Source organism: Janthinobacterium sp. BJB446 (genome assembly GCF_002735655.1).
GTDB lineage: Bacteria > Pseudomonadota > Gammaproteobacteria > Burkholderiales > Burkholderiaceae_D > Janthinobacterium > Janthinobacterium lividum.
Map to the genome: position 1 here is coordinate 1,259,206 of NZ_PDZK01000001.1, position 18,170 is coordinate 1,277,375.

Consider the following 18,170-nt stretch of genomic DNA (forward strand, 5'->3'; position numbering starts at 1 on the left):
TTCTGAAAATGTGAGGGTTTTTCGATTTTCGCGTGGCATAGCGAGTGAACCCCTCATTCACTTTCAGGAAAACAGTCCGCATGCCCAGCACAACACCTACTTACCCATCTTCCGCTTCCCGCACATGCCGCCGCAGCGTGGCGGCGCTGGCCGTCAGCCACGCCCTGTGGCTGCTCGCCGCCGGCGGCGCATTGGCCGCCGCACCTATTGCCCAGGCAGCCAATGGGGCGCGCATCGAACTGGCGATACCCGGCGGCACCCTGGAACAGGTGCTGGTGCGTTTCGGCCAGCAGACGGGCACCATGATCTCTTACCAGGCCGCCACCGTGGCCGGCAAGCGCAGCGCCGGACTGACGGGCAGCTACAGCATCCCTGCAGCGCTGGGCGCCATCGTCGCCGGTTCGGGCCTGCGCGCCGTGCCGCAGGCGAATGGCGGCTATGTGCTCGACGTGGCAGCTTCCGATGGCGGCCAGACCATGCCGGAGATGAAGGTCAGCGCCAGCTTTGATGCGAATGGCGCGACGGAAGGCAGCGGCTCGTATACGACGCAGACCATGCGCTCGGCCACGCGCCTGGGCCTGTCCGTGCGCGAGACGCCGCAAGCCGTCAGCGTGGTCACGCGCCAGCAGATGGATGACCAGAACCTGCAAACGGTGGAAGAGGTGCTGCAAAACGCGGCCGGCGTGGCCATCAACCGCTACGACAGCGACCGTACCTCGTTCTTCGCGCGCGGCTTTTCCATCGCCAGCTACCAGTACGACGGCATTCCCACCACGGTCGACAATGCCTACAACGTGGGCGACAGCACCCTGGACATGACGGCCTACGACAGGGTCGAGATCGTGCGCGGCGCCACGGGCTTGCTCACTGGCGCGGGCGAACCGTCGGCCACCATCAACCTGGTGCGCAAGCGCGCGTCATCGAAGCAGATGGCCGGGAATGCGGCCCTGAGCCTCGGTTCCTGGCACAATGCGCGCGCCAGCGCCGACCTCTCCACGCCCTTGAGCAGCGATGGCAAGGTGCGCGGGCGCGTCGTGGCCAGCTACCAGGACAGCGAATCGTATGTGAACCTGTATCACGGCAAGAAAGCCATGGCCTATGCCACCGTGGAAGCGGACCTGGCACCGGGCAGCGTGCTGATCGCCGGCTATGAATACCAGGACAACCGCCCGCGCGGCGGCATGTATGGCGGCTTGCCGCTGTGGTATGCGGATGGCGAACGGGCCACCTTGCCCCGTTCTGCCACCACGGCAACCACCTGGAGCCGCTGGTTCAGCACCAGCCAGACGGCGTTCTTGCGCCTGGAGCAGGACCTGGGCAAGGGCTGGAACCTGACGGCCATGCTGAATCACGGCTGGGGCAATTATTCGGCAGCCGAGCTTTTCGCCAATACCTGGCCGGACAAGGCCACGGGCCAGGGCGTGACGGGCTACACCGGGTTTTACTCGGGCACGCGGCGCCAGGACAGCGTCGACGCCTATGTGCAGGGACCGCTGCAGCTGCTGGGGCGCACGCACGATCTGGCGTTTGGCGTCTCGGGCAGCAACCAGTTCTCCAGCAACCCGGGCATCTCGGGTGGCAGCGTCGATTACGGCAATTTTCATCAATGGCAGGGCGTGACGCCGGAGCCGGACTGGAATGACCCGAATTTCTCGCGCTGGCAACTGCTCGATACGGTGCAGCAGCGCGGCATCTACGGCACGGCGCGCTTTTCGCTGGCCGATCCCTTGAAACTGATCGTCGGCGCGCGCTACAGCCGCTACAAGGCGGACCATGTCGATGACTGGGGCGGCAGCTACGCCTATGCCAAGCATGCCGTCACGCCGTATGCGGGCCTGGTGTGGGATATCGATGCACAGCATGCGCTGTACACCAGCTATAGCAAGATCTTCAAGCCGCAGGGCTACCAGGACCGGTTCGGCCGCTACCTCGATCCCGTGCAGGGCAAGAATCTGGAAGCGGGCGTGAAGGGCGAGTATTTCGGCGGCCGATTGAACGCGGCGCTGGCCGTGTTCCGCATCGCGCAAGATGGCCTGGCGCAGGAAGATACTGGCCATTTTGTCGGCAATTCGCTGACGCAGGCGTATTTCGCGGCATCGGGCACCACCAGCAAGGGCGTGGAGCTCGATCTGTCGGGCGAGCTGGCGCAGGGCTGGAACGTCTCGGCCAGCGTGTCGCACGCGGCGGCCAAAGACAATACCGGCGCGCGCCTGAACAGCTATGTGCCGCAGACGCTGGCGCGCGTGTTTTCCACTTGGCAGATGCCCGGCGACTGGCGTGCCTTGTCCGTGGGCGGCGGCGTGAACTGGCAGAGCGGCGCCTACCGCGACGCCACCGGGCCGAAAGGCACGCAGCGCGTGGAGCAGGGCGGTTATGCCGTGGCCAGCCTGATGGCGAAGTACGCGCTGTCGCGCCAGTTGTCCCTGCAGGCGAACATCAACAACCTGTTCGACAAGCGTTACTACAGCCAGCTTGGCATGTATAACCAGGCTTACTGGGGCGCGCCGCGCAACGCCAGCGTCACCCTGCGCTACATCTTCTGATGCATCAGAGCGGCCAGGCCTGTTTGGTGACGGCCACGGCGACGATGTAGGCGAATACCAGCACGGCGAGCGCGAAGGCGGCGCCGCGCGCGGCCGGCGTCTTGCCGCGTTTTAGCGCGATGGTGCCCAGCACGATGTAAGCCACCAGCGCGCACAGCTTGGCAGCCAGCCAGGGCTGGCTGCCCGGCGACTGGCCGCTCCACACGGCCAGCGTGATGGCACTGGCCAGCAAGGCCGTGTCGACCAGGTGCGGCAGGATTTTTACCCAGCGCTGCTGCAAGGCGGGCGAGGCGCGCAGCATCCAGGCGCCGCGCAAGAGGAAAAGAAAGCCGCTGGCGGCGGCGCATCCCATGTGGAAATGCTTGAGGCTCAGATAATCCATGCGTGATGTGGTGGGCGTTGATTGACGGTGGCGCCAGCATAGCCGCCTTTGGCGCGCCGCGCCATACGCCGTCGGGATGAGGCGCGATCAGCGGCACCATTTCACGTACACCAGCTCCGGGTCTCCCTCGTCGAGATGGTCGATCTGGCCGCTGCGCACGAAGCCCGCTCTGGCGAACAGCCGTTGCGCGGCCAGGTTGGACTGGTTCGTCGAGGTGAACAGCTTGGCTGTCTGGCACGCGGCTTCGGCGGCGGCCAGCAGGCGCAAGCCCACGCCGCGCAGCTGCTGTCCGGGAGCGACTATCACCAGCGAGACGAAGCCGTAGCCGAAGAAGTCGTCGTGCGTGAGGACATAGCCGGCGACCTGGCCAGCCCGGATGGCCACCTGGCAGTGCCCCTTGCCGACGGCGGCGCGCACGGCATCGCCGCGGCTGGCGTGCACCTGCGCATACGCGTCGCAGGCCAGCATGGCTGCCACATCGCCGGCCAGGGCCGCGCGGGTGATGACCGGCTCTGTTTCGTGCATGTCGTGTTTGTTCTGCATGCCGTTCCTTTTTCTCCAGGCGCCGAGTGTGCCAAAAATACCTGCGTTTGTAAAACACCCGCCATCCAGGCTAGATCCATCCTCCGCCATCTAGTCACTTTTGCCGATGCGGCTATCCAGATTGCCTTTCCAGAATCACCCTGTGGCCGATAGTGCCTTTCCCCTCTGCCACGTAAGCTGGTCGGGACGGCTGGCCAGACGGCCAGTGCATTCATGGAGAAACATCGTGGCTACCCTAGATGGCACTAAGAACAACAGTAGTAACAAGGCAGTCGAACCCGGCATGCGGCGCAAGCAGGCGTCCGTGCTGATCAGCAGCACCTTCGCGTTTACCATCTGCTTTGCAGTCTGGATGATGTTTGCCGTACTGGGCATCCCCATCAAGACCAGCCTGGGTTTGACTGAAACACAATTCGGCCTGCTGGCCGCCATGCCCGTGCTGACGGGCTCCCTCGTGCGCGTGCCGCTGGGCATCTGGACGGACAAATACGGCGGACGCCGCGTCTTCTTCTGGCTGATGCTGGCCAGCGTGGTGCCGATCTACCTGATTTCCTACGCCACCGCCTACTGGCATTTCCTCGTGCTGGGCATGTTCGTCGGCCTGGCGGGCGGCTCGTTTTCCGTCGGCACGCCCTACGTGGCGCGCTGGTATGAAAAGGAGCGCCGCGGCCTGGCGATGGGCATCTTCGGCGCCGGCAATTCCGGTTCCGCGCTGACCAAATTCGTCGCGCCCGGCATCGTCGCCGCCTTCGGCTGGCAAATGCTGCCCAAGGTGTATGCGGTGGCCATGCTGGCCACGGCCATCATCTTCTGGCTGTTTTCGTACACGGACAAATCGCATCTGGCGCCATCGGGCGAGAGCTTTTCGGCGCAGATGAAGGTGCTGAAGGATCCCCGCGTGTGGCGCTACTGCCAGTACTACTCGGTGGTGTTTGGCGGTTACGTGGCGCTGGCGCTGTGGATGACGAAGTACTACGTGGCCGAATACGGCTTCGACCTGAAACACGCGGCGCTGCTGGCCGCGTGCTTCTCGCTGCCGGGCGGCGTGCTGCGCGCCGTGGGCGGCTGGATCTCCGACAAATACGGTGCGGCGAAAGTCACCTGGGCCGTGATGTGGGTGTGCTGGGTGTGCTTCTTCCTGCTGTCCTATCCGCAAACGCAGATGGTCGTGGAAACCGTCACGGGTCCGCTGGCTTTCCATATCGGCCTGTCGCCGCTGTGGTTCACCGTGCTGCTGTTCATCGTCGGCATCGCCATGGCCGTGGGCAAGGCGTCCGTCTTCAAGTTCATCGGCGATGATTTTTCCGACAATATCGGCGCCGTCTCGGGCGTGGTCGGCCTGGCCGGCGGCCTGGGTGGCTTCATCCTGCCCGTGATGTTCGGCGCCCTGGTGGACTTTACCGGCGTGCGTTCGAGCTCCTTCATGCTCCTGTACGGCACCGTCTGCGTTTCCCTCGTCTGGATGCATTTCTCGTTCAAGCCGCTGCGCGCGGCCACTATCAATCAACCTGCAGGAGCTAAAGCATGAGCCGCTACATGATCAATACGTGGGAGCCGGAAACCCCGAGCTTCTGGCAAAACACGGGCAAGGCCACGGCCGCGCGCAATCTGTGGATCTCGATTCCCGCGCTGCTGCTGGCATTCGCCGTGTGGATGGTGTGGAGCGTGGTGGTGGTCAACCTGCCCAACATCGGCTTCACCTACAGTAACAACCAGCTGTTCTGGCTGACGGCCTTGCCGGGCCTGTCCGGCGCCACCTTGCGCATCTTTTATTCGTTCATGGTGCCGATCTTCGGCGGCCGCCGCTGGACGGCCATTTCCACTGGCTCGCTCCTGATTCCCGCCATCGGTATCGGCCTGGCCGTGCAGGATGTGAACACGGGTTATCCGACCATGCTGATCCTGGCGCTGCTGTGCGGCTTCGGCGGCGGCAATTTCGCCTCGTCGATGGCCAACATCAGCTTTTTCTACCCGAAGGCCAGCAAGGGTTTCGCGCTGGGCATGAATGCGGGCCTGGGAAACCTGGGCGTGTCGGTGGTGCAGTTCGTCGTGCCGCTGGTGATCACCTTCGCCGTCTTCGGCGCCTGGGGCGGCGATTCGCTCACCTGGGTGAAAAATGGCGTGAGCAAGGACATGTGGCTGCAAAACGCGGGCTTCATCTGGGTGCCGTTCATCGCCTTGAGCACCTTGCTGGCCTGGTTCGGCATGAATGACCTGGCGTCGGCGAAGGCTTCGTTTTCCGAGCAGGCCGTGATCTTCAAGCGCAAGCACAACTGGCTCATGTGCTGGCTGTACACGGGCACCTTCGGCTCCTTCATCGGTTATTCGGCTGCCTTTCCGCTGCTGATCAAGATCCAGTTCCCCGACGTGAATCCGCTCGATTATGCCTTCCTCGGCCCCCTGGTCGGTGCGCTGGCGCGCGTGGCCGGCGGCGTGATTTCCGATAAATTGGGCGGCGCCCGCGTCACTCTGTGGTCGTTCCTGCTGATGATCGGCGCCGTGCTGGGCGTGCTGTACTTCATGCCGCAAGCGGGCGTGGGTGGCAGCTTCAATGGTTTCTTCTGGATGTTCATGCTGCTGTTCGCCGGCACGGGCGTCGGCAATGCGTCGACCTTCCGCATGATCCCCGTGATCTTTTTGACGGAGCACCAGCGCGCGGCCGCCGGCAAGGGCAAGGCGGAGCAGGAGCAAGCCATCGTCGACGCCAACAAGGAAGGCGCGGCCGTCCTGGGCTTTACATCGGCCGTGGCCGCGTATGGCGCCTTCTTCATCCCGAAAAGCTATGGCACCTCGATTGCGCTGACGGGCAGCCCCGACGCGGCCTTGTGGTGCTTCATCGGCTTTTATGTGAGCTGCATCGCCATCACATGGTGGTGCTATGCGCGCAAGAATGCGCCGATGCCTTGCTAGTTGGCGTCAGAACGCCTGGCAAGTCCTGCTTGCCGGGCGCTGTATAAAGTATTCGAGGTAGTCATGGAAGAACTGGAAAAATTTGTCAACGGCTTCAGCCTGTTTCAGCAGCAGTATTTCAGCGAGCCGCAAACCTTGTACGACAGCCTGCGCGACGGGCAGCGGCCTTCGACCTTGCTGATCGGCTGCTGCGATTCGCGGGTCGATCCCATGCTGCTGACGGGCAGCGACCCGGGCGACATGTTCGTCGTGCGTAATATCGCCAACCTGGTGCCACCGTGTACGCCCGACGCGCCGCCCGGCGTCAGCTCGGCCATCGAGTTCGCCGTCTGCAAGCTGGAAGTGGCCAGGGTCATCGTGCTCGGACATGCGCGCTGCGGCGGCATCCGCGCGCTGCTGGAACCGCAGCCGCGCGCGGAAGGCCAGGAAACGGACTTTGTGGGACAGTGGATGCGCATCGCCGAACCGGTGGCGCAAAGGGTGCGGCGCGAGCTGGCGCACCGCTCGTCGGCGGAACAGCACCACGCGTGCGAGCTGGCCAGCATCCTGCAGTCGCTGGACAACCTGCTTACCTACCCTTGGCTGAAGCGGCGGGTGGAGCAGGGGGTGTTGAAACTGCATGGATGGTATTTCGACATCGACAGCGGGGCCCTGATGGCATATTCGGCGCGCCAGCAGCAGTTTTTGCCGCTGGTCTGCCCGATCGAACGGGCGCGTCATCTGCACGAGCGCCCTTGGCCGGATTCAGCTAAAACGTAACAAATCCCCGCTGCGGTCAAACGCCAGCAGGCTGTCGATGCGGCCTTGCTCGATGGCCGTCACCATGGCGCGCAGGGGCGCCTCGCATTCCTGCGCCGCGGGCGGCTGGCCGTCCTGGCCCGCCAGTCCCGCCACGAAGACCACGTCCCAGTGCGTCTGCATCTGTTTCGACTCCTCTTTCAATGTCTCGAAGCTGTCCAGTTCCTCGGGCAGCTTGTCGGCGCACATCACGGGCGTGAGGGACTTGCCCTGGCCGCCAGGCTGGGCCTGCGCCTGGGTAAAGGTGAACAGCAGGCGTTGCGGCTGCTCCTGGTTGCGGGCGCTGCGCAGCAGGCTGGCGTAATCGGTAATCGACATGGTGCTCTTTCTCTGTGTTGAACGATGACGACAGGTATACCGCAGCGCCGCCTTGCCGCCCATAGGCAATAGTGACTATCCGGGTGACTACGCGCCTATGCATTCCTGGTGCCGGAAACCGACTTCTTGCCAATACCGCCGGGCACGGCACATCGATAGACTGTTTGTATCGACGCTTGAGCCATCCTGCTTGCAGCGTTTTTTAAGACCTGGCGCCGCTGTCCGCGGCGCAATGTGGAGGTAGCATGAGTCACTTTCTGGACCGCCTGAAATTTTTTAGCAAGCCCGCCGAGCCGTTTTCAAACGGCCATGGCACCGTGGTCGATGAAGACCGTATCTGGGAAAACGCCTACCGCCAGCGCTGGCAGCACGACAAGATCGTGCGCTCCACGCATGGCGTGAACTGCACCGGCTCATGCAGCTGGAAGGTATACGTCAAGAATGGCCTGATCACCTGGGAAACCCAGCAAACCGATTATCCGCGCACGCGGCCCGACCTGCCGAACCACGAACCGCGCGGCTGCCCGCGCGGCGCCAGCTATTCCTGGTACGTGTATTCGGCGCAGCGCGTGAAATACCCGATGGTGCGCGGCCGCCTGATGGAAATGTGGCGCGAAGCGCGCAAGACCATGGACCCCGTCACGGCCTGGGACTGGATCAGCCAGGATCCCGTGCGCTCGCAGCAGTACAAGTCCATCCGCGGCCTGGGCGGCTTCGTGCGCGCCACCTGGGACGAATCGAATGAAATCATCGCCGCCGCGAATGCGCTGACGATCAAGAAATACGGCCCGGACCGCGTCGTCGGCTTTTCGCCGATTCCCGCCATGTCCATGGTCAGCTATGCCTCCGGCACGCGCTATCTGTCGCTGATCGGCGGCGTGGCCCTGAGTTTCTATGACTGGTACTGCGACTTGCCGCCGGCCAGCCCGCAAGTGTGGGGCGAGCAGACGGACGTGCCGGAATCGGCCGACTGGTACAACTCGACCTATCTGATGGTGTGGGGCTCGAACGTGCCGATGACGCGCACGCCGGACGCCCACTTCTACACGGAAGTGCGCTACAAGGGCACGAAAACCGTGGCCATCTCGCCCGACTACGGCGAAATGGTGAAATTCGGAGACATCTGGCTGGCGCCGAAGCAGGGCACGGATGCCGCGCTGGCGCTGGCCATGGGCCACGTCATCCTCAAGGAATTCCACTCGGAAGGGCAGAGCGCCTACTTCCGCGACTATGCGCGCCAGTACACGGACTTCCCCATGCTGGTGCTGCTCAAGGAGCATAACGGCACCCTGGTGCCCGACTACTTCCTGCGCGCTTCGCACCTGGACAACAACCTCGACGAAACCAACAATCCGGAATGGAAAACCCTCGTCATCGATGAAACCACGGGCGCCATCACGGCGCCGGCAGGCTCCATCGGCTTCCGCTGGGGCGAATCGGGCAAGTGGAACCTGGAGCAAAAAGCGGGCGGCAGCGGCGAGCCTATCGTGCCGATGCTCTCCATGATCAACGACAGCGATGCCGTCACGGAAGTGGGCTTTGCCTACTTCGGCGGCAAGGATGCGTCGGACATGTTGCTGCGCAAGGTACCGGTGAAAACCATCCGCCTGGTCGACGGCACGACGGGCCTGGTCACCACCGTGTTCGACCTGACCCTGGCCAACTACGGCATCGACCGTGGCCTCGGCGGCGAAAACGTGGCGGAAAGCTATGACGACGACGTGCCGTACACCCCCGCATGGCAGGAGAAGCACACGGGCGTGAAACGTGCCGATGTCATCACCGTGGCGCGCCAGTTCGCGGAAAACGCGGACCAGACGCGCGGCAAGAGCATGGTCATCGTGGGCGCCGGCCTGAATCACTGGTACCACATGGACATGACGTACCGCGGCATCATCAACATGCTGATGATGTGCGGCTGTATCGGCCAGTCGGGCGGCGGCTGGGCCCATTACGTGGGCCAGGAAAAACTGCGTCCGCAAACGGGCTGGACGCCTTTGGCTTTCGCCCAGGACTGGGTGCGTCCGATGCGCCAGATGAACGGCACCTCGTTCTTCTATGCCCACACGAGCCAGTGGCGCCATGAAAAGCTGGAAACGGGCGATATCGCCTCGCCATCGGCGGCCGGCGGCACGGGCGACCTGACCCTGCTCGACTACAACGCCAAGGCCGAGCGCATGGGCTGGCTGCCATCGGCGCCGCAACTGCAGACCAATCCGCTGGAAGTGGCCAAGGCCGCCAAGGCGGCGGGGCAGGCGCCGGCCGCATATGCGCTCGACCAGATCAAGGCGGGCCAGCTGCAGTTTTCGTGCGACGACCCGGACAACCCGGCCAACTTCCCGCGCAATATGTTTGTCTGGCGCTCGAATATCCTGGGCAGCTCCGGCAAGGGCCACGAGTACTTCCTGAAATACCTGCTCGGCACGCAGAACGGCTTGCTCAGTGACGAAGACGACTGCATCACGCCGAAGCAGGTGAAAGTGCGCCCGGCCGCCGAAGGCAAGCTCGATCTGCTGGTGGTGCTGGACTTCCGGATGTCGACCACCTGCCTGTATGGCGACGTGGTGCTGCCGACGGCCACCTGGTACGAAAAGGATGATCTGAATACGTCGGACATGCATCCGTTCATCCACCCGCTGTCGGAAGCCGTGCAGCCCTTGTGGCAATCGAAGTCGGACTGGGAAATCTACAAGGGCATCGCCGAGAAATTCTCGGAAATCGGCGGCGAGCTGCTGGGCACCCAGCAAGACATCATCCTCACGCCGCTGATGCACGACACCCCGGGCGAACTGGGCCAGCCTTTCGATCCCAAGGATTGGCGCGCCGGCGAATGCGACGCCATTCCCGGCAAGACCATGCCGAACATGACGGTGGTCGAGCGCAATTACCGCGACGTGTACAAGAAGTTCACCTCGATCGGCCCGCTGCTGGAAACCATCGGCAACGGCGGCAAGGGCATTTCCTGGAAAACGGGGCATGAAGTCGAGGTCCTGCGCGGCATCAACCGCACGGTGCTCGAAGAAGGCGTCTCCAAGGGCCAGCCGCGCCTCGATACGGCCATCGACGCGGCCGAGATGATTTTGTCGCTGGCGCCGGAAACGAATGGCCACGTGGCCGTCAAGGCCTGGGCCGCGCTGTCCGCCATCACGGGACGCGAGCATACGCACCTGGCGCTGCCGCGCGAGCATGACAGCATCCGCTTCCGCGACGTGCAGGCGCAGCCGCGCAAGATCATTTCCTCTCCCACCTGGTCGGGCCTGGAAAGCGAGGAAGTCAGCTACACGGCCGGCTATACCAACGTGCATGAACTGATCCCTTGGCGCACCCTGACGGGCCGCCAGCAGTTCTACCAGGATCATTTGTGGATGCGCGATTTCGGCGAAGGGCTGTGCGTGTACAAGCCGGCCATCAACACGAAGACGACGGAAGCGCTGCTGGGCACCAAGCCGAACGGCAACAAGGAACTGGCGCTGAACTTTTTGACGCCGCACCAGAAGTGGGGCATCCACTCCACGTATTCGGACAACCTGCGCATGCTGACCCTGTCGCGCGGCGGACCGCACGTGTGGCTGTCGGAGACCGACGCGAAGACGGCCGGCATCGTCGACAACGACTGGATCGAAGTGTTCAACGTGAACGGCAGCCTGACGGCGCGCGCCATCGTCAGCCAGCGCATCCCGGCCGGCATGACGATGATGTACCACGCCCAGGAAAAGATCATCAACGTGCCTGGCGCGGAGATGACGGGCAAGCGGGGCGGCATCCATAACTCGGTGACGCGGGCCGTGCCCAAGCCGACGCACATGATCGGCGGCTACGCCCAGCTGGCGTACGGCTTCAATTACTACGGCACGGTGGGCTCCAACCGCGATGAATTCGTATTGGTGCGCAAGATGAACAAGGTCGACTGGCTCGAAGGCCCGTTGCAGGAAGAAGGAGCATAGTATGAAAATCAGAGCGCAAATCGGCATGGTGCTGAACCTGGACAAGTGCATCGGCTGCCACACCTGTTCCGTCACCTGCAAGAACGTATGGACCAGCCGCGACGGCGTCGAATACGCATGGTTCAACAACGTGGAAACCAAGCCGGGCATCGGCTATCCGAAGCAGTGGGAAAACCAGGACAAGTGGAATGGCGGCTGGCGCCGCACGGACGCGGGCAAGATCGAGCCGCGCCAGGGCAGCCGTCTGAAAATCCTGGCCAACATCTTCGCCAACCCGAACCTGCCGGCCATCGATGAGTATTACGAGCCGTTCACCTACGACTACGAGCACCTGCAAAGCGCGCCGCTGTCGCAGACGCCGCCGACGGCCCGTCCGATCTCCGTGCTGACGGGGAAAAAGATGGAGAAAATCGAGTGGGGTCCGAACTGGGAAGATGACCTGGGCGGCGAATTCGCCCAGCGCAGCAAAGATAAACTGTTCGACAACATGCAGAAGGAGATGTACGGCACGTTCGAAAACACCTTCATGATGTACTTGCCGCGCCTGTGCGAGCATTGCCTGAACCCGACGTGCGTGGCGTCTTGCCCCTCCGGCTCCGTGTACAAGCGCGAAGACGACGGCATCGTGCTGATCGACCAGGACAAGTGCCGCGGCTGGCGCATGTGCATCTCCGGTTGCCCGTACAAGAAGATTTACTACAATTGGTCGTCCGGCAAGGCGGAGAAGTGCACCTTCTGCTTCCCGCGCATCGAAGCGGGCCAGCCGACCGTGTGCTCGGAAACGTGCGTGGGCCGCATACGCTACCTGGGCGTGCTGCTGTACGACGCCGACAAGATCGAGGCTGCCGCCTCCGTGCCGCAGGAGCAGGACCTGTACCAGGCGCAGCTCGACCTGTTCCTCGATCCGCACGACCCGGCCATCATCGCCGAGGCGCGCCGCCAGGGCATCCCGGACCTTTGGCTGGAAGCGGCCGTCAAGTCGCCCGTCTACAAGATGGCCGTCGAGTGGAAAGTGGCGTTCCCGCTGCATCCCGAGTACCGCACCTTGCCGATGGTGTGGTACGTGCCGCCTCTGTCGCCGATCCAGGCGGCGGCCGAATCGGGCAAGCTGGGCGTGAACGGCATGCTGCCGGACACGCAAAGCCTGCGCATTCCCGTGCAGTACCTGGCCAATCTGCTGACGGCCGGCGACCAGCCGCCCATCGTCACGGCACTGGACCGCATGCTGGCCATGCGTGCCTACATGCGCAGCAAGACCGTCGAGAAGGTGGAGAACCTCACGGTTCTGAAACAGGTGGGCTTGACCAAGGCGCAGGTGGAGGACATGTACCACATCATGGCCATCGCCAACTACGAAGACCGCTTCGTCATCCCCAGCAGCCACAAGGAAATGGCCGAGGACAGTTTCAACGAGAAGGGTTCGTGCGGCTTCAGCTTCGGCAATGGCTGCTCGGACGGCACCAGCGAGCCGACCTTGTTCGGCAAGAAAAAGCACGGTTCGGCCATCTTCATGCAGATGCCGAAGTCGCGCAAAACGGCGCCAGGCGCTTAAGGAGCTCATATGGAACACGCTATGCATCACTACCAAGTCCTGTCTCGCCTGCTGCTGTATCCCGAGCCAGAGCTGATCGCGCACCTGCCGCAGCTCGGCGCCGCGCTGGCGGCCGTGCCGGAGCAGCACGCGCTGCTGCGGCCCTTGCTGGCGCACCTGGAAAGCAGCAGCCTGATCGACCTGCAGCAGCAGTACGTGGCCACCTTCGACCGCAATCCGTCGCACTCGCTGCACCTGTTCGAGCATATCCACGGCGAATCGCGCGACCGGGGCCAGGCCATGGTCGACCTGATGGAGGAATACAAGCGCCACGGCCTGCAAATGGTGGGCGACGACTTGCCCGACTTCGTGCCCCTGTTCCTGGAGTTTCTGGCGCAGCTCGACGAGGAAGTCTCGGCACCGCTGCTGGGCGACGCCGTCCACGTGCTGGCGCACATCGGCCGCAAGCTGACGGCCAACGGCAGCCCGTACGCGCCCGTCTTCACGCTGCTCGAACGGCTGAGCCCCGTGGCGGCAGAAATGCTGGCCGAACCGCCGGTGCGCGACATGGACGAAGCGCTGGAAACCTTCGGTCCCGGTGCGGACGGCGTCGAGCCGTTGCTGCGCCAAGCGCCGGGCGGCGTCCATCCCGTGCATTTTCACCCGCAGCCGCGGCGCGCCGCTTGAATCGCGTCCGCATGAGGAGAGTACATCATGAGTAATTACTTGCATCAATTTGTGTATGGCATTTATCCATACATCGCGCTGGCCATCTTTTTCCTGGGTAGCCTGATCCGTTTCGACCGCGAGCAATATACGTGGAAGTCCGATTCCAGCCAGCTGCTGCACCGCGGCAGCCTGCGCCTGGGCAATATCCTGTTCCACATCGGCATCATCGGCCTGCTGTTCGGCCATGCGGCCGGCTTGCTGACCCCTGTCTGGGTATGGGATACCCTGGGCGTGTCGCATAGCCTGAAGCAGGGCGTGGCCATGGCGGCCGGCGGCGTGATGGGCGGCCTGTGCCTGGTCGGCATCCTGATCCTGCTGGCGCGCCGCTTCGGCAATGCACGGCTGCGCGCCGTCACCACGGCCGGCGACAAGCTGGTGATGGTGTGGATCTTGCTGACCTTGCTGCTGGGCCTGTCGTCGATCTTCGTCTCGGCTTCGCACATGGATGGCCACATGATGGTCTTGCTGATGAACTGGGCGCAGCACATCGTGACCTTCCGCGGCGACGCGGCCAGCTTCATCGTCGATGCGCCGCTGGTGTTCAAGCTGCACCTGTTCATGGGCATGTCGCTGTTCGTCATCTTCCCGTTCACCCGCCTGGTGCACGTGTGGAGCGGCTTTGGCGCCATTGGATATCTGGGCCGCGCCTATCAACTGGTGCGCCGCCGCTAAGAAAGGAGCTACATCATGGGAATCTCCGTCAATGGCATCGATATCGACGATGCCGACATCGCGCAGGAGCTGCCGCATCACGACGGCGCCGGCAATCCGCTGAAACAGGCCGTGCATGAACTGGTGCTGCGCCGGCTCCTGCTCGACGAGGCCGAACGCCTCGGCGTGCAGGGCGGCAGTACTGACGACCGCATCGAAGCGCTGTTTGCGCAGGAGGTGCGCGTGCCGCCCGCCGACGATGCGGCTTGCCGCACCTTTTATGCGCAGCGCCCGCAGCTGTTCAGTAGCGGGGCGCTGGTCGAGGCGCGCCACATCCTGTTCCAGGTGACGCCCGAGGCGCCGCTGGAGCTGCTGCGCACGACGGCGCAAGCTGTGCTCGATGCCCTGAAACTGGCGCCCGAGCGTTTCGGCGAACTGGCGGCGCAGTATTCGAACTGCCCGTCCGGCGCCCTGGGGGGGAATCTGGGCCAGCTGTCGCCGGGCCAGAGCGTGCCGGAATTCGACGCGCTGCTGTTCCGCCTGGAAGAGGGCGCGCTGGCCGGCCACTTGCTGGAAACGCGCTTCGGCTACCACATCGTGCAAGTACTGCGCCGCGTCGAAGGCCAGGCCATCGCCTATGAGGCGGTGCAGGCGCAGATCGCCGACCGCCTGTCGCGCGCCGCGTGGCAGCGCGCCGTGCACCAGTACCTGCACTTGCTGGTGGGGCGCGCCGAGATCGCCGGTGTCGAGCTGGAAGGCACAGCCAGTCCGCTGGTTCAGTAGGCTGAAAGGCGTAGTCCGAAAGGCGTAGGCCGCTAGGCCTTCTGGGGCACAGCCAGATCGTGCCCCAGCCTTTACAATCAAGAAAGAAACAGGAGTAGCGTCATGGGTAGCGTCAAGTTGCAGGACCGTTTTGGCCGTTCGATCGATTATGTGCGGTTGTCCGTTACCGACCGTTGCGATTTGCGCTGCAGTTACTGCATGCCCAAGGGCTTTCGCGGCTTCGAGGAACCGAAGGACTGGCTGACGTTCGACGAGATCGAGCGCCTGCTGGGCATCTTCGTTCGCCTCGGCACGCGCCGCGTGCGCCTGACGGGCGGCGAGCCCCTGTTGCGGCGCAACCTGCCGCAACTGGCGCAGCGGCTGACGGCGCTGCCTGGCCTGCAGGACCTGTCGCTGTCGACGAATGCCACGCAGCTGGGCAAGCATGCCGTGGCCTTGCGCGCGGCGGGCGTGGACCGCATCAACGTCAGCCTGGATTCGCTGGACCGCGCCTGCATGCAGCAGATCACGGGGCGCGACAGCCTGCAACCGATTCTGGATGGCCTGATGGCGGGCAAGGCGGCCGGTTTCGACCCGATCAAGATCAATATGGTGGCCATGCGCGGCGTCAATGACGGCCAGATCGAGGCCATGGCGGCGTTCTGCATCGAGCAGCAGTTCATCCTGCGCCTGATCGAAGCCATGCCCATGGGCAGCACGGGCCGCAATGCCTGCTACATGCCGCTGGGCCCCGTGCGCGAGCGCCTGGCGGCCCGCTTTGGCCTGGTGCCGCAGGCGATGGAGCTCGGTGGCGGGCCGGCGCGCTACATGGCGACAGCCGACGGGCGCTCGAGCATCGGCTTCATCACGCCCATGTCGCAGCATTTTTGCGCCACCTGCAACCGCGTGCGCCTGTCCGTCGATGGTACCCTGTACCTGTGCCTGGGCCAGGAAGAGAAATTCGCCTTCGGCCCCATGCTGCGCGGCGGGGCCACGGATGCGGAGATCGAAGCGGCGATCCGCGCCGCCATCGAACTCAAGCCGCAGCAGCATGATTTTAATACGCAGCCCGATAAAATCATCCGGTTCATGGCACAGACGGGCGGCTGAGGCAGTTTGCATTTACATTCAAGGGCGGTATGAAATTCAAGGCGATGTTTTCCTCCTGGCAGAAGCTGTCGACCAAGATCGTCGGCGCGCTGCTGCTCATGCTGGTGCTGGCCTTGAGCGCCATCGGTTGCACCCTGTTCCTGTCGTGGCAGCTGGAAGGCAGTTCGGCCGCCATCAACGAGACGGGCCGGCTGCGCATGCAGACCTACCGCCTGACTCTGCTGCTTGCCAGCGACGCCCGCGAACAGGCGCGCCAGCAGGCGATGCTGATCGACGAGACCCTGGCCAAGATCGGCCACGGCGACCCGCAGCGCCCCTTGTTCCTGCCTCCCAGCACGGCTATCAAGTCGGAATTCGAGCGCATCGGCGTTGCCTGGCGCGGCGCCCTGCGTCCGTCCGCGCTGGCCGCCGATTCCACCGCGCGCGCGCGCCAGTTCGAGCATGACGCCGATACCTTCGTGGGGCAGGTCGATCAATTGGTGCGCCTGATCGAGCACGATAGCGAACAGCGCACCTTCTGGCTGCGCGCCTCGCAGCTGATCCTCGTCGGCATGGCCGTCATCGGTACGGTCAGCATGATCTACCTGATGTTCATGCTGATCATCGAACCGGTGACGCGGCTGCGCCTTGGCATGCAGCGCATGAAGGAGCGCGATTTCAGCGTGCGCCTGGCAGTGGAAAGCAATGACGAATTCGGCCAGCTGGCCAGTGGCTTCAACCAGATGGCCGACCGCCTGCAGGCGCTGTACGGCAACCTGGAAGAGGGCGTGCGCAGCAAGACGGCCACCCTCGAATACCGCAACCGCGAACTGGCGCTGCTGTACGAAAGCGCCGCCTTTTTGCAGCGCCCGCAGCCCCTGGAAGACATTTGCGGCGGCTTCATGCAGCGCATCGTCGACTATTTCGAAGCCGATGGCTCCACCGTGCGCGTGCTCGACGCCGAGCGGGGCAACCTGCACATGGTGGTGCACACGGGCCTGTCCGAGGAACTGGTGGCGTCCGAGCATTGCCTGAAGGTGGGCGACTGCCTGTGCGGCACGGCCGTCGAGATGAAGGTGGCGAAGGTGCACGACATGCGCCGCATCGACAAGGCGCACGAGCTGCGCTGCCACCGCGAAGGCTTTGCCACCGTCTCCGTCTTCCATATCCACGCGCATGAACAGCACCTGGGCTTTTTCAACCTGCATTTCCGCCATGCGCGCGTGTTTTCCGCGCGCGAGCTGGCCTTGCTGGAAACCCTGGGCCAGCTGCTGGGCATCGCGCTGGAAAACCTGCGCCTGGCCGCGCGCGAGCGCGAAATGGCCATTTCCGAAGAGCGCAACCTGGTGGCGCAAGGCCTGCACGACAGCATCGCGCAAAGCCTCAATTTCCTCAACCTGCAAGTGCAGATGCTCGACGACTCCGTGCGCAACGCCCGTTTCGACGAGGTGGCGGGCATCGTGCCGGCCCTGCATGCTGGCGTGAAGGAAAGCTACGAGGACGTGCGCGAGCTGCTGGCGAACTTCCGCAGCCGCCTGATGGAGGATGACCTGATCGGCTCCCTGCGCGCGGCGGTGGACAAATTCCGCCGCCAGACAGGCATCGAGGCCGATCTGCTGGCCGACGTCGACGGCGCGCCATTCCCCCGCGAGCAGCAATTGCAGTTATTATTCATCGTGCAGGAAGCGCTGTCGAACATCCGCAAGCACGCCCAGGCCAGCCACGTCGAGGTGCGCCTCGCCGATCACCAGGACTTTACCTTGACGATCAGCGATAATGGCGTCGGCTTCGATGCTGCCGCCGTGCTGGAAAAGGGCGACAGCCATGTCGGCATCCATATCATGCGCGAGCGCGCACAGCGCATCGACGCCACGTTCGACGTGCACGCCTGCCCCGGCGGCGGCACGACCGTCGAACTGCACCTGTCGCGCGAACAGCGCCGCGCCGCCTAAGTAACTATCTGAAAGTAC

General features: G+C 63.8%; 14 protein-coding genes. 11 read left to right on the plus strand and 3 right to left on the minus strand.

What is annotated here, in order from left to right:
- Nucleotides 1-80 precede the first annotated feature (80 nt).
- Nucleotides 81-2,543: a TonB-dependent siderophore receptor gene (locus CSQ92_RS05585; protein ID WP_099393479.1), complete on the plus strand. Its 2,463-nt coding sequence runs from the start codon at nucleotides 81-83 to the stop codon at nucleotides 2,541-2,543.
- Nucleotides 2,544-2,547: 4 nt separating this feature from the next.
- Here CSQ92_RS05585 and CSQ92_RS05590 read toward each other — a convergent pair whose 3' ends face one another.
- The gene (locus CSQ92_RS05590; RefSeq protein WP_099393480.1) at nucleotides 2,548-2,925 is read right to left on the minus strand and encodes a SirB2 family protein; all 378 of its coding nucleotides are present in this window, start codon (nucleotides 2,923-2,925) and stop codon (nucleotides 2,548-2,550) included.
- 87 nt (nucleotides 2,926-3,012) lie between these two features.
- A complete protein-coding gene (locus CSQ92_RS05595; protein ID WP_218964038.1) occupies nucleotides 3,013-3,468 on the minus strand; it encodes a GNAT family N-acetyltransferase in 456 nt (151 codons plus the stop codon).
- Nucleotides 3,469-3,751: 283 nt separating this feature from the next.
- Here CSQ92_RS05595 and CSQ92_RS05600 point away from each other — a divergent pair, with 283 nt between their 5' ends.
- The 3 genes from CSQ92_RS05600 (at nucleotide 3,752) to CSQ92_RS05610 (ending at nucleotide 7,137) form a co-directional block, all read left to right on the plus strand.
- The gene (locus CSQ92_RS05600) at nucleotides 3,752-4,996 is read left to right on the plus strand and encodes an MFS transporter (RefSeq protein ID WP_034781620.1); all 1,245 of its coding nucleotides are present in this window, start codon (nucleotides 3,752-3,754) and stop codon (nucleotides 4,994-4,996) included.
- Nucleotides 4,993-6,378 carry a NarK family nitrate/nitrite MFS transporter gene (locus CSQ92_RS05605; protein ID WP_034781619.1) on the plus strand — a complete coding sequence of 462 codons (1,386 nt, stop codon included), beginning with the start codon at nucleotides 4,993-4,995 and terminating at the stop codon, nucleotides 6,376-6,378. Before CSQ92_RS05600 ends, CSQ92_RS05605 begins: the two co-directional genes overlap by 4 nt.
- Nucleotides 6,379-6,441: 63 nt before the next feature.
- Nucleotides 6,442-7,137: a carbonic anhydrase gene (locus tag CSQ92_RS05610; RefSeq protein WP_034781617.1), complete on the plus strand. Its 696-nt coding sequence runs from the start codon at nucleotides 6,442-6,444 to the stop codon at nucleotides 7,135-7,137.
- On the opposite strand, the gene CSQ92_RS05615 is transcribed toward CSQ92_RS05610, so the two are convergent.
- The gene (locus tag CSQ92_RS05615) at nucleotides 7,123-7,494 is read right to left on the minus strand and encodes a ribonucleotide reductase subunit alpha (RefSeq protein ID WP_099393481.1); all 372 of its coding nucleotides are present in this window, start codon (nucleotides 7,492-7,494) and stop codon (nucleotides 7,123-7,125) included. The two genes, CSQ92_RS05610 and CSQ92_RS05615, sit on opposite strands and share 15 nt — an antisense overlap.
- A gap of 245 nt (nucleotides 7,495-7,739) precedes the next feature.
- Here CSQ92_RS05615 and CSQ92_RS05620 point away from each other — a divergent pair, with 245 nt between their 5' ends.
- The 7 genes from CSQ92_RS05620 to CSQ92_RS05650 all read left to right on the plus strand — a co-directional run bounded on the left by CSQ92_RS05620 (nucleotide 7,740) and on the right by CSQ92_RS05650 (nucleotide 18,152).
- On the plus strand, nucleotides 7,740-11,438 hold the full coding sequence (locus CSQ92_RS05620) for a nitrate reductase subunit alpha (RefSeq protein WP_099393482.1): 3,699 nt from the start codon (nucleotides 7,740-7,742) through the stop codon (nucleotides 11,436-11,438).
- Nucleotide 11,439: 1 nt separating this feature from the next.
- Entirely contained in the window at nucleotides 11,440-12,990 is a 1,551-nt protein-coding gene (narH, locus tag CSQ92_RS05625) for a nitrate reductase subunit beta (RefSeq protein WP_034781611.1), read from the plus strand.
- A 9-nt stretch (nucleotides 12,991-12,999) separates the two neighbouring features.
- Entirely contained in the window at nucleotides 13,000-13,656 is a 657-nt protein-coding gene (gene narJ / locus CSQ92_RS05630) for a nitrate reductase molybdenum cofactor assembly chaperone (protein ID WP_231958226.1), read from the plus strand.
- A 27-nt stretch (nucleotides 13,657-13,683) separates the two neighbouring features.
- Nucleotides 13,684-14,370 (plus strand): respiratory nitrate reductase subunit gamma, encoded by a 687-nt coding sequence (gene narI / locus CSQ92_RS05635; protein WP_099393483.1) that lies wholly within the window; start codon nucleotides 13,684-13,686, stop codon nucleotides 14,368-14,370.
- Nucleotides 14,371-14,385: 15 nt separating this feature from the next.
- A complete protein-coding gene (locus CSQ92_RS05640) occupies nucleotides 14,386-15,132 on the plus strand; it encodes a peptidylprolyl isomerase (RefSeq protein WP_034781603.1) in 747 nt (248 codons plus the stop codon).
- A gap of 102 nt (nucleotides 15,133-15,234) precedes the next feature.
- Nucleotides 15,235-16,221 carry a GTP 3',8-cyclase MoaA gene (moaA, locus tag CSQ92_RS05645; protein WP_070279447.1) on the plus strand — a complete coding sequence of 329 codons (987 nt, stop codon included), beginning with the start codon at nucleotides 15,235-15,237 and terminating at the stop codon, nucleotides 16,219-16,221.
- Between the two features lie 44 nt (nucleotides 16,222-16,265).
- On the plus strand, nucleotides 16,266-18,152 hold the full coding sequence (locus CSQ92_RS05650; RefSeq protein ID WP_306532415.1) for a type IV pili methyl-accepting chemotaxis transducer N-terminal domain-containing protein: 1,887 nt from the start codon (nucleotides 16,266-16,268) through the stop codon (nucleotides 18,150-18,152).
- Nucleotides 18,153-18,170: the final 18 nt, after the last annotated feature.

Excerpts from the sequence above, each read along its gene's own strand:
- CSQ92_RS05585 (WP_099393479.1), top strand. The coding sequence starts at position 81 with ATGCCCAGCACAACACCTACTTACCCATCTTCCGCTTCCCGCACATGC.
- CSQ92_RS05590 (WP_099393480.1), bottom strand. The coding sequence starts at position 2,925 with ATGGATTATCTGAGCCTCAAGCATTTCCACATGGGATGCGCCGCCGCC.
- CSQ92_RS05595 (WP_218964038.1), bottom strand. The coding sequence starts at position 3,468 with ATGCAGAACAAACACGACATGCACGAAACAGAGCCGGTCATCACCCGC.
- CSQ92_RS05600 (WP_034781620.1), top strand. The coding sequence starts at position 3,752 with ATGCGGCGCAAGCAGGCGTCCGTGCTGATCAGCAGCACCTTCGCGTTT.
- CSQ92_RS05605 (WP_034781619.1), top strand. The coding sequence starts at position 4,993 with ATGAGCCGCTACATGATCAATACGTGGGAGCCGGAAACCCCGAGCTTC.
- CSQ92_RS05610 (WP_034781617.1), top strand. The coding sequence starts at position 6,442 with ATGGAAGAACTGGAAAAATTTGTCAACGGCTTCAGCCTGTTTCAGCAG.
- CSQ92_RS05615 (WP_099393481.1), bottom strand. The coding sequence starts at position 7,494 with ATGTCGATTACCGATTACGCCAGCCTGCTGCGCAGCGCCCGCAACCAG.
- CSQ92_RS05620 (WP_099393482.1), top strand. The coding sequence starts at position 7,740 with ATGAGTCACTTTCTGGACCGCCTGAAATTTTTTAGCAAGCCCGCCGAG.
- narH (WP_034781611.1), top strand. The coding sequence starts at position 11,440 with ATGAAAATCAGAGCGCAAATCGGCATGGTGCTGAACCTGGACAAGTGC.
- narJ (WP_231958226.1), top strand. The coding sequence starts at position 13,000 with ATGGAACACGCTATGCATCACTACCAAGTCCTGTCTCGCCTGCTGCTG.
- narI (WP_099393483.1), top strand. The coding sequence starts at position 13,684 with ATGAGTAATTACTTGCATCAATTTGTGTATGGCATTTATCCATACATC.
- CSQ92_RS05640 (WP_034781603.1), top strand. The coding sequence starts at position 14,386 with ATGGGAATCTCCGTCAATGGCATCGATATCGACGATGCCGACATCGCG.
- moaA (WP_070279447.1), top strand. The coding sequence starts at position 15,235 with ATGGGTAGCGTCAAGTTGCAGGACCGTTTTGGCCGTTCGATCGATTAT.
- CSQ92_RS05650 (WP_306532415.1), top strand. The coding sequence starts at position 16,266 with ATGTTTTCCTCCTGGCAGAAGCTGTCGACCAAGATCGTCGGCGCGCTG.